General features: G+C 30.4%; 12 protein-coding genes. All 12 read right to left on the reverse strand.

From position 1 onward, the window contains the following. On the reverse strand, window positions 1-853 hold an 853-nt coding region (gene glf / locus FD47_RS12085; protein ID WP_056980734.1), incomplete at its 3' end, for a UDP-galactopyranose mutase. Between the two features lie 15 nt (window positions 854-868). Beyond that, entirely contained in the window at window positions 869-2149 is a 1281-nt protein-coding gene (locus tag FD47_RS12090) for a hypothetical protein (RefSeq protein ID WP_056980735.1), read from the reverse strand. 196 nt (window positions 2150-2345) lie between these two features. After that, complete coding sequence (locus FD47_RS12095; RefSeq protein WP_054736448.1) at window positions 2346-3266, reverse strand: glycosyltransferase family 2 protein; 921 nt, start codon at window positions 3264-3266, stop codon at window positions 2346-2348. Between the two features lie 161 nt (window positions 3267-3427). Continuing rightward, on the reverse strand, window positions 3428-4555 hold the full coding sequence (locus FD47_RS12100) for a glycosyltransferase (RefSeq protein WP_054736447.1): 1128 nt from the start codon (window positions 4553-4555) through the stop codon (window positions 3428-3430). A gap of 73 nt (window positions 4556-4628) precedes the next feature. Then, on the reverse strand, window positions 4629-5621 hold the full coding sequence (locus FD47_RS12105; RefSeq protein WP_054736446.1) for a capsular polysaccharide synthesis protein: 993 nt from the start codon (window positions 5619-5621) through the stop codon (window positions 4629-4631). A 24-nt stretch (window positions 5622-5645) separates the two neighbouring features. Next, entirely contained in the window at window positions 5646-6770 is a 1125-nt protein-coding gene (locus tag FD47_RS12110) for a CDP-glycerol glycerophosphotransferase family protein (RefSeq protein ID WP_056980736.1), read from the reverse strand. A gap of 46 nt (window positions 6771-6816) precedes the next feature. Continuing rightward, a complete protein-coding gene (locus FD47_RS12115) occupies window positions 6817-7599 on the reverse strand; it encodes a DUF4422 domain-containing protein (RefSeq protein ID WP_056980737.1) in 783 nt (260 codons plus the stop codon). A 21-nt stretch (window positions 7600-7620) separates the two neighbouring features. Next, window positions 7621-8310, reverse strand: a complete 690-nt coding sequence (locus FD47_RS12120; RefSeq protein WP_082402678.1) for a sugar transferase — start codon at window positions 8308-8310, stop codon at window positions 7621-7623. A gap of 19 nt (window positions 8311-8329) precedes the next feature. Next, on the reverse strand, window positions 8330-9094 hold the full coding sequence (locus FD47_RS12125; protein WP_054736535.1) for a tyrosine-protein phosphatase: 765 nt from the start codon (window positions 9092-9094) through the stop codon (window positions 8330-8332). Window positions 9095-9116: 22 nt separating this feature from the next. Continuing rightward, a complete protein-coding gene (locus tag FD47_RS12130; protein ID WP_054736536.1) occupies window positions 9117-9860 on the reverse strand; it encodes a CpsD/CapB family tyrosine-protein kinase in 744 nt (247 codons plus the stop codon). A 24-nt stretch (window positions 9861-9884) separates the two neighbouring features. After that, the gene (locus FD47_RS12135; protein ID WP_054736539.1) at window positions 9885-10742 is read right to left on the reverse strand and encodes a YveK family protein; all 858 of its coding nucleotides are present in this window, start codon (window positions 10740-10742) and stop codon (window positions 9885-9887) included. A gap of 29 nt (window positions 10743-10771) precedes the next feature. Beyond that, window positions 10772-11743, reverse strand: a complete 972-nt coding sequence (locus FD47_RS12140; protein ID WP_003561311.1) for an LCP family protein — start codon at window positions 11741-11743, stop codon at window positions 10772-10774. Between the last annotated feature and the right edge of the window lie 380 nt (window positions 11744-12123).

Below are 12123 nucleotides of genomic sequence, written 5' to 3' on the forward strand. Positions count from 1 at the left end.
AAATTGGATCAGTTGAACTTGACGGCCACACTTGCGAATCAGTATAGTTCACCACAGCATTCCCCTGATAATTATCGATGTTCAATTCTTGGGTTTCAAATTTTAAGCTTCGATACTCTAACGCACCTAATTGATAATCGAAAAATTGATCAATCATTCCAGTAAAAATAATTTTATCGTAGGTCTTTATGTAATAACCCTTTCTATCAAAAAAGTCTGTATTAGTTTTAACTTTAATATTGATATTATCAAGCATCTTTTCAATAATTTGAGTATATCCACCTATTGGAATTCCTTGATAAGGATCGTTAAAATAATTATTATTATATGTTAATCTAACTGGAATTCGTCGAATAATAAAGGCGGGTAAATCTGTGGCTCTTCTACCCCATTGCTTCTCAGTATATTCTTTGATCAATTTTTCATAGACATCTCGACCAACTAATGAAATTGCTTGTTCCTCCAAATTTTGGGGCGTCTTCCCGTCCATTTCGCTCCGTTGTCTATTAATTTCGGCTAAAGCTTGCTGAGGAGTCACTACCCCCCACATTTGATGAAAAGTGTTCATGTTGAAAGGAAGGTTATAGATTTCCCCGTGATAATTTGCAATCGGACTATTAGTGTAACGATTAAAATCAGCAAATTGATTAATATAATTCCATATTTTTTTATTCTTTGTATGAAAAATATGAGCACCATATTGATGAACTTGGATACCATCAATGTTTCTAGTATAAATATTTCCACCCACATGATTTCTTTTTTCAATAACAGTAATGTGATTTTTACGTTTGGCTGCCTCATAAGCAAATGTTGATCCAAATAAACCAGAGCCGACAATCAAATAATTCATTTAGAATGTTCCCTTCTATATTAATTGATGTTTATTCATTTCAATAGGTATTGTATTTGCCCCATTATCAAAGAAAAACGAAGCATACATATACATGCTAATTGTAATCATTATAAAAGTGCTATTTACAATAGTATTAATTAATAAGATAAATAATAAAATGGGAAATGCGTACTTTTTACTTTTAAAACTATAAAGCACATAAGGCAGTGCAAATAAAATGATTGTTTGAATACCTCCTGTTAAAGCTAATGAGGCAAAAAAACCACTTGATAAACCTGAATTACCATAAAAAAAGAGTCTACTTCCCAACATATATTGCTGAATAGCTTGTTCATTTGTCCATCCATTTCCCAAGAATGGATGATTAATCCATGCATCATAACCTGCTTTCATATCATTTAATCTAACAGAAAATGATCCATATCCCGTTTGATACTTAGAAATTAATAAATTGATCAATACAATGATAACAACAGGTAAGAGAAGGCCTAAAATCAATCTTAAATAATGTGATAAATGATGGTAAAAATAAAAATAAAACGCAAGAATGCAAATAAAAAGTCCTGTTGTAGACGTGGTTGTAACCAAGGTTATTGCTAAAATTAAAATTTCAAAAAATATTGTTTTTTTTATCTTAGTTGGTTTCTCAATAAACAAAACAATCAAAAGAGCTAATGTTAAAACAAAAGAATGCATTGGGGCTTCTGTAAAAATTCCTGAATTTCTAAGTAATTTTAGCCCCAAAAAGGATACTGTATTTTGTGTATTGAAAAAGAGACCCATATATCCAGGAACATTTATTTGGCTTCCCCAATCTATTGTCAGGAAAAAGCTCGGGCTAATGTGAAAGAAAAACACTAGGAAGTAAATAAATAAAGATAATAATGCAAAAAGAATGACAATATTTTTAAATACTAATAATAAGTCATTCCCACCTCCTATACAAAATTGTAAATATATCCATGTAAATATGGTAATCGGGAATAGCATATAAACAACAATTAATAAATTTGAACTATATCCATCATAATAGTTTTTTAAGAACAATAAGAAGGCAAATCCAAAATAACCTAAACAAAATAAAACATACTTTAAAGAAAACCTTTTATAGAAGGATAAACACATGAAACTATAAAAAATTGCTACCAAGCAAATTATTATAAAACAGCCAAATATTTTATTCCGAAAGTTATAATTATGCCAATAGACAGTATTGGCCGTTAAAAATAAAAAAAAAGCAATCAAAGCATTAATAAACTTATATAGATAACCTTCATGTAATTTTATGACCATAATTTTCCTTTCTATTCTAAATAATAATTCGCAGGTAACACCACGTTTTAGTTCAAAAAATTAGAATTAAAATAAATCCCAACGCATTTAAAAAATTTATTTATACAACATAAGGTAAAAAATAATCGTAATTTTTGAATTAGGTTCAAAAGATTTTCAAAAAATATTAAAACAACTTATTTATGACGGTTTTAAACTAATGATAGCGCTTAAACATTTCTACTTTAGGATTAAAAAAAACTCCTGAACAAGTTCCTCTGAAGGAAGCCTTAAATTTAGTGAATGTATTATTATGGCTTTTAAAAATTATTTTAACCAATACATATATTTGTCGTACCAATTCTAAAAGGTATCCCTTTCTTCCTTCATATTTTCTTTTACAATATAGTGCGTTTCTATTTGCAAAATAATATCTTTTAATCCTTTCTTTATCTTTTTCCTCTATAATATTAGTTCCAATATTATTTTTTATTTTATGAATTACGCAGGAAGTTGGTACTAAGAAATTATTAAATCCATTACGAAAAATTCTTGTTGTATATTCAACATCATCACCCCAAATAAAGAAATCTGAGATTGGCAATCCAATAATTTTTATTACTTTGCGAGGTAATAATAAAGAAACAAAGGAGGCACTTTTTATTCTAATAAGATGATTATTTACATCCTCATTCCAACATTTAGTCGGCCTAGGAACATTCATAACGGCAGCTTTACCATCTATCCATCTATCATTGCTTGCTAAGAATCCAAATTTTCTCTTAGTCCTTATAACTTTAACTAGCTCTGATAAACTATTTTTAAGCGGTACCGTATCATCATCCATAACCCAGACATATTCCGAATCACTTTGCTCTATAAAGGTTCTAATTCCTACGTTAAAACCGCCAGCTCCTCCTAAATTCTTATTCAGATGAACTAGCTTTAATTTAATACCACTATTACTAGATTTTTTCAGTTCTTTTACGAATGTGTATGTATCATCCGTTGAATTATTATCAATAATAATTATATTTTTCAATTGAAAATCCTGTGCTAATAATGCACCTAAGCATTCTTTAAGTAACTTAATTTTATTATAGGTTACTACTACACAATCAACAGATATATTCTCCATATTAGCTTAACCCCATTAATTATTATTTCAACCATTTAATAAGCTTTATCCTCTAAAATAAAATTCTTGATTTAATCTAATGATTTTACCTCCATATGATATTTAGAACCAATTTCCCTACCTTGACCTTCTTATTGGAGACATTCAATTAAGTGAATTATTCATTTGTGACCTTTGCATGAATAAACATACGCCATTTTTTTAACTTGAGTTTCATAATCATAACCTACATCAATTAATTTTTTTCTAGCCAAGCTACGCTGTGTATCTGTAACTTTGCTACTTTCTATAGCTAGATTAGCCCATTCTTCTTTATCTGTTTTTAATGATAATTGATGTGTTGTAAGTAATATCTTTATATTAGATGAAATTGAATCTGAACAAACAATAGGTAGTCCTGTTGATTGTGCTTCAACTAATACCAACGGAAATCCCTCGTATAAAGATGGGAAAATCATGCAGTTAAACAAACTCATTAGTGAAGGGACATCCTCCCTTCTTCCTAAAAATAATACATGCTCTGAAATTTTATTCTTGTAAACATAATTTTTTATTTTATTTTGTAAGGGACCGTTGCCTACTAAAACTAGTTCAGCATTAGGTTGCCTTTTCAAAATTTTTTTAAAAACATCAATTAGAAATTCATGATTCTTCTGATTTACAAATCTACCTACGTGACCATATACTATCTTGTCCTTTAAATTAAACTTATTCTTATATTTCTCTTTTACTTGTTGTGAATAAGAAAAGAGACTTGTATCAACAGGATTTTTTATAAGCTTCACTTTATTTAATAAATTTTTGCCATACAACCAAATTGCTGCCTCTTTAGAAACTGCATATAAATTACCAGTCCAGTTATTAATTCTTTTCTTTGCATAATTGTGTAAAAACATTTTCACTTTACTATTATTAACAGCTTCATTACATGCATTATGTGATTGAACAATAATCATTGGTATCCTTTCTTTTTGGGCTTTCTTAATTGGATAGAATAGGACCAAATTATCAACATGAAAATGAATAACATCAATTTTATATATATGAAACAAAGAGTCCCAATCTCTAAAATATTTCAATGGTGCTTGTTGCAGAGGAGTAATATAATGTACCATAATGCCCTGATCATAAAGAAAACGCCCATAATCATTTTGACTATTCTGTAAAACAAAATGAATATTAAAATTGTGGTTTTCCTGGTTCATTCTTGTGTATAGATCTATTACATACTTAGATAATCCTCCCTGTTTAACCAAACTTCTGACAACAACAAAAATATTCTTTTTCATAAACAATTCCTCGTTAATCAATGATTGTACAATCATATTGGATTACTATAGTTTTACATTATTAAAATGTCAGTTAGAGATGGTCTAAGAAAAATTTGTAGACAGTAGCTTCCCCTAACCATGTTCTCGTATGATGCTTGTCTCTATTAGATAATTTATATAAAAATGTATTATCAAGAAAAAGATGGTTTATAATTTTCGAGTCTAATTTTTGATTAAAATTTTTTTCCAAATAAAAAATATTTTTATTGCTGTATTCAACATTCCTAATGATCTCCTCTATCTCCGGTATTTGAGATATTCCCACTTCAATGATATAGTCTATTAGCAAATAATCTATTGCTTTATTCTCCTTTTTCCAGTATTCCAACAAAAAATCACGAATATAACAAAACAACAGGGAATTAGGTTGACTTAACATAAAGAAAGTGTGCCATCTAGAATTTGCAATGCTCATTGAGTATCTCTGTGGCTTTCTTTTAATTGAAAAAAAATACGACTTTGTAATTTCATCAGGAATCTTTCTTGTACAAAAAATTGTAGCATCAATCCAAATACCACCATATTTCGAGAGTAGCATAGATCTACAAATATCCGAAAAATTGGCTGGTCCAATAATATTTGCCTCATATTTTTCTAATATATAACGTGGAATTTCTATATAATTAGACAGATTTTTCTCAGTTAAAACATGAATCATTTTAGTCTTATTATTTTTGTAAACAGATGCAATACATTTTTTTACAAGAGTTGGTGCATTTTTCATTCCCTGTAACCAAATAATCCAAATGTTATCTAATGCTTGACCACTTTTCACATATGGTCTTGAATTAAATGCCAACTTTTTGTACTTACTTATTATGTAAGAATAGTTAGCTGTTAAATAATTAGAAATATTAGCATAGTTTTTTTGAGAAATTTTTTCACTAATAAATTTTAATTTCTGGGGAAGCAAATGTGGTAAAAATTTAGCTGAAGTCTGGTAAAATACAAAACGGATTCCCATCTTTTTCATATTTTTTAAAGATGCTATACTATATTTTGTTCCCTTTTTTAACATGGACATTCTAAATTTCACCCTCTGTATTCATCAATTACGTGAAAAGTCATCTTTTTTAATAAAATTCTTTATATATGCAACAGATGTATTATCCTGTTGATATTTAGAATTGATCTGCTTGATAGGTTTATAATTATAATTATCCATATTTCTTAATAAATTCTCTAATGAATCTTTATCAAGGGAATATGGTAAAGAAAGAGACAATGGCATTTTGTAAAAGCCACGATATTGTAAATATTTTTCCAAATCATAAACAAACAAAAAAATTGGTTTTGTTAATATAGCATAATCAAAAAGAATACTTGAATAATCTGTAATCAGAGCATCTGAAATAATCATCAACTCATTAACATCAGAATATTTAGAAACATCAATAACATTTGAGGGGAATGAAAGTTGAGAGAAGTAATGTGCCCTTACTAATACCACATATTTTTTTGAAAGATCATCCAATAAATCAATAACCATTTTAGGTAATTTATTATCAGAATAGTCTCTGAAGGTTGGGGCATAAAGAATAATTTTCCTATCATGAATAATACCTAATTTTTTAAAAATATCTTCTTTGAATAAATCTTTCTTAAGCAGTGGTAAATTTCTTGGCAAATTAACAATTTGAATATTGGCAGTATTAGGAAAAATATGTTTAAAAATTTTAGCGTCATATTCACTACAACAAGTCAAGACACTAAACGATACTTTTTGATACCAATTTTCTACAATAAATCCTAAATGAGCTTGATCAATACCCAATCTTTTTAGTGGAATCCCATGCCATGTATTTATATAAATATGTTTCTTTGTTTTGAGTGGAATCAAACGCTCAATACTTGCATTTGAAACCCAGTATCTTGCCCTAAATAATGACCAATAATATTTTAAGCTGCCCATTTTAACAGACTTTATAGATGGTGCGATATTTGGGTTATTAATAACCCAAATTAATTTATAATTTGCAAAAGAATTGTCCCTACTAATTTCATTATAAATGACCCTTGGACTATCATTAAATTTCCTACCAGAAAAACTACAAAATAACATTAACTTTTTGTCAACTGGAATTAACATACTTAAAATATAATAACCAATTGAGGCGATTAATAAATAAATCCTACCTAAAAAATTATTTGTTTTGATTTTTTCTTTAATCATATGTTTTACCTCCAGTTAAACTAAAATTTTAAATTCAATAAGGAATTTAAAAATGTGTTTTGGCGTGCCCAATTTTAAATTTTCTCAGAAAAAAATAAAATATTCTCTTAATAAGGTGCTGATTACCAATCATTCCCCATTTGTTTTCAATGAAATGAATATTATTATCATCTATCCAAACATCCATTAACATTTCGGATAAGTATCCAAATACTCGCTTTTCTTGTTCAGAATAACCATTAATATCAATAGAATTTTCAACGTCTCCCAAAATATTAAATAACCACTCACAATATTCATCAAAATAATCTTTTTTCATAATAAACATGTTAAACATATGAGCGCTTCTTCTAGACATAACTTTATCAAATGATGAAAGATAAGATGGATAAAGCTTAATAATTGTTTTGCGAGTTGCATCCAAGGGTTCTTTATGGTGAGAATGAACATAATGAGAGTAAATTGTCTCAATGTAATAATGGCGCTTCCTAGGTAAAATAACATCATATTTCGATAATAACTTTTCAACATTTTTCTCATCAATTACGTTATTAAGATTACTGAAATGCCATTTTCTGATAAAGTATCTTCTATAATGGACTAATCCTACAGCATCAATGTTCTTTAGATTTTTCCAAGCCCAATAGATAGCAGTTAACTCACTATAACTAGGATTTTTATTAGAAATATTGACGCCCTCATCATCACGTTGATAATTAATTCCCTGCTTGTAATTATAAATTGCTCCGACTAATATGGGAAAATATAATTTTTGATTTCGCGGCATCTGAAATTTTTTGTGAGCCGCTACCAATATCTTAGTTTCCAACGTTATTCATCTCCCCCTTTATTAGTAAGCGTTATTAGGACGAATCATAATTATAATTGTCCTTATTAAAATGTAAAAATCCAATAGTATTCCTGCCTCACGTATATACTTAAGATCCAATTCTACCATCTCATGAAAGCCAACATTATTCCTCTCTCCTACTTGCCAGAGCCCTGTGCATCCAGGGATAACCAATAATCTTTGCTTATCATATTCGGTATATTCCTTTACTTCCCGTCTTAAAGGTGGTCTTGGGCCTACCAAAGACATATCTCCCTTAACTACATTTATAAGCTGAGGTAGTTCATCAATACTATATTTACGAATAATTCGGCCAACTTTAGTAACCCTTGGATCAGATTTCATTTTAAACATGGCACCTTCAACATCATTTTGATCCAATAACGTTTTTAGTCTTTCATCAGCGTTGATAACCATTGATCTAAATTTGTACATTTTAAAAGGCCGATTATTTTTCCCAATCCTAATTTGAGAATAGAATATAGGTCCATGAGGATCCTCAATTTTGATTAAAATACTCGTAACAACAAACACCGGAATTAATAGAATAATAGCACTTATGCTTAGTAGTTCATCAAAAAATCTCTTAAAGAAATGATAAAAGATCCTTTTTTTAATCTGATCTTTGCTTATTGTGTTACTGCTTGCCAATGAATGATAGTTTCCTCTACCATGCCCCTCTGTTTGCATAAATTATCTTCATCTTCTTTCAAAACAAATGAAATAAATGTACCTTTATTTTAGAAAAATTATTGGATAAAATATTATCACCATTGATTATTCTTTTTGCATTTTCACTTAATCGGGATACATAATCGTTGCCAAATTCACGATTTAATTTCGCAAAAGCCTTGGTCATTTCATATTTACGATTAGGTAAATTGTGGGCATCTGAAGCAAAAACATATGCTTGCCCAGCCTGAATTAATTGTTTACTAAATTTTTGAACTTTGTGACCAAAAGCTCCCACATAACTCCCAGCCGTTATTTGAGAAAGACAACCTCTACTTAGTAATTCATATAAAATGTCTGGTCGCTTCATGATTCTAGTATTACGTTCAGGGTGAACAATAATTGGTATAATTCCTCGTTGCATGAGTTCATAAACCATGTTACTGGTATAGCTTGGAACATCATCATCAGGAAATTCTAACATTAAGTATCGTCCACTCTCATCAGCAAATAAAATATCATCCTGATCAAGAGCAGTTAATAAATCGCCATTTATTCTAACTTCTTGCCCAGGGAAAACTTTGAGTGGAATTTTGTGTCTATCAAGCTCCATTTGAAACTCTTGTGTTTGCTGAATAACTGCCCTTTTGTGATTAAGATAAACGCCATTCATATGATGGGGCGTTAATAGAGCATAATCAATACCATCTTTTACTGCATCAGTAGCTAACTTTAAGGAAATATCCATACTTTTAGACCCATCATCCACCCCTGGGAGCAAGTGACAATGCAAATCAATCATTTTATATCATATCCCTTGGTAACTATTTCCCCTTATTATCATAGCCGTACCCATAGCCGTACCCATAGCCATAACCGTACCCATTCTTAGGTGCAACGTCATTTAATACATAACCTAATAAATTGGCTTTAACCATTTTTAAGAGCTCAATTGAGCGCTTTATAGCCAATTTTTGTGCTAATCCTTGGCGCACTACCAGCACTACCCCATCAGCCTGAGCTGCAATAATTTGCGTATCAGTAACTGATAGTAGTGGCGGAACATCTAAAATAATCACATCATAGATTTTCTTAAAATAAGAAATTAATTCTTTCATCCGATTAGAAGCCAACAGGTCTGATGGATTAGGTGGAATGGGACCACTAGTGATCACAGATAAATTATCAATCTCCGTTTTTTGCACTACTGAATTGAAATCTATATCAGTGGATAAAGCCGTGGATAGGCCACTGGTATTTAATAAACCAAATGTCGTATGTAAAGTTGGACGCCGCAAGTCTGAATCAATAAATAGAGTCTTCTGCCCTTGCTGAGCCCAAATGACCGCCAAGTTAGCGGAAACAGTTGATTTTCCCTCGCTAACTGCCGAAGAAGTAAAAATAATTGTTTTCAACTTCTGATTAACTGCAGAAAAATTAATGTTTGTTCTAACTGTACGAAATTGTTCGGAAACAACGTCTTTAGGATTAACATCAGTAATTAATTTCACGCCGTTTTTTAAAGTATCGGTGGAAAGTTTCTTTTCTTTACGATGAAAAATATTCATAATTTTCTCCTACATAATTAAAATTTAAACTCTTCGATGATTCGGCTTGAGATGCTCTTCATGACGTTTATTAGCCAAATGTGAGCCGTGTATCTTACGAATTTCTGCTATGTGACCTAGATTAGTTAATTTTAACTCATTAGTTAAAAATTCATCGTCTTTAATCGTGGTATCTGTTATTTCTCTAATAAACGCATAACCCAGCCCAAGCAGTAAACCAATTACCGCCCCAGCTAGCAACACTATTGAAGTTTTAGGAAACGACTTCTGCTTTGCAGGTGTTGCTTCAGAAACAATGGTGACATTATTAATACTCATAATTCGACGAATCTTTTGCTTAAAAACCTTTGCAACTGTATTAGCGATTGCAGCTGATTTTTGTGGATCATCACTCTTCACATTTAAAGCAAAAACTTGTGAGTTTTGTTGATTAGTAACAGAAATAGCTCCCTGTAATTGTTTAACGCTCACATCATAAGGAGTCCCTGTTGATTTAACAACAGCTGGCCGTGATGCTTTAATTAAGTGACGATGACCATTTGCTGAAACATGGTATCGAGCCTTTCGTGCTGAACGAATTACTTTGACAGGATTAGCTAATCGCTCACTAGCTGTTTTCAAAACCAATTGGTTTGTAATGATATCCTTATAAGTACTGATCATTTGAACATCGGCTTGCTGATCCTGAAAAGCTGCCCCTGGAACTGAAGTATCTTTTTTTTGATTAACCAAAATTTGAGCAGTCGAAGTAAACTGGGGTGTAATAACAAACTTCTCTAAACCAACAGCAATAATTAAACAAAGGATAAAACTAATTATGATAAAGATAATATGTTTACGAATAATCCCTAATATTTGGCGAAGGTCCAAATAATTTTCCATGCTGTCCTCCAAAAAATTTATATATAGAATTAATAACGCGTCAATCCTAAATTATTTCGAATAATATTTGATGATTTTATCAATTCAGATTTTGAAACCACTTCAAAATCTTGGCCACCAATTTCCTTACCTACTCCTTGAACATGATCAGAAACAACATGGTTACCAGCTTTACGATAGTTTATTGATAAACCAAACATTTGAGAACGATTCAAATCAGTTTGAGCTTGGTTAGAAATTGTTTTTAAAAAACTGCTAGACAGGAAAGTCCTATACGAAAACGATTTTTTTAATAGGCCTGTTAAAATCAACCGTTGACGTAATTGTCGTCCATAATCACCTTGTGGATCACTGTACCGCATACGGGAAAACTTTAATGCATCATTCCCGTATAAATGATACTTCTTTCCCTTAACAAAATGGTCTCCTAAATATGTAAAAGTAAGTGGTGAAACTACAGTAACTCCGCCAACTTGGTTGATAGCTTTTTTTAGCCCTCCCATATTAACTAAAACATAGTAATCAATCGGGACTTTTAAATATTTCTGAACCGTATCGATAGATTCTTTAGTACCACCATAAGTGTAAGCAGCATTAATTTTAGCGGGAGAATACTCCGAATACCCAGATAAATTAACTTTCATGTCGCGTGGCAAACTCATCATAACAGTTTTCTGTTTTTGAGGATTAATTGACATAATAATCATCGTATCAGTTCTCCCCTTATACGTGCGACCAAGAGCGCCTGTATCAGTTCCTAAAAGTAAAATAGAAATAGGGCGTTTATTATCAATTAACTTGCCAGCGTTTCGTTCTTTATGAGCATTCGCTTTTTTGTAAACAATAGTGGTTGCCCTATAAATATTACGATAGGCAATTCCAGCAACACCTACCCCTAAAATCAATAACAATAATAGAAACAACCAAAATATTTTTTTGAATTTATATTGATTATGTTTTCTATGATTATGCAAATTCTTTTTAACAGGCACTTTCTTCATACGCTCCTAACTTAACCAAAGCTTAAAATTATAAATACAGCCCTAATTTTTACATTTATTTAATAAATAGTCAATTGTCATTATATAACTAAACATTTCATTATTTCTGTCTACCAATTAACTACAAATTTTTAAAATGGGAATGGATTTAATACAAAAATAATGCTAACACCCAGATAATAATAAACGTTTTAATGTAGAAAAATCATATTTAAAATCATATTCTATTATGCTAATTATTTTTTCTCCAAATAAGCAACCACATTAGATATAGATACATATTCCCCAAATAAAAAATGCCAAAAAGCGACTACTAGATTTACTTTTTGGACCATTTTCTGTTAAAAAACTGAAACTTGAAAGTATGAAGACAGACTGAT

The sequence above is a fragment of the Lentilactobacillus parafarraginis DSM 18390 = JCM 14109 genome, assembly GCF_001435895.1.
Taxonomy (GTDB): Bacteria; Bacillota; Bacilli; order Lactobacillales; family Lactobacillaceae; genus Lentilactobacillus; species Lentilactobacillus parafarraginis.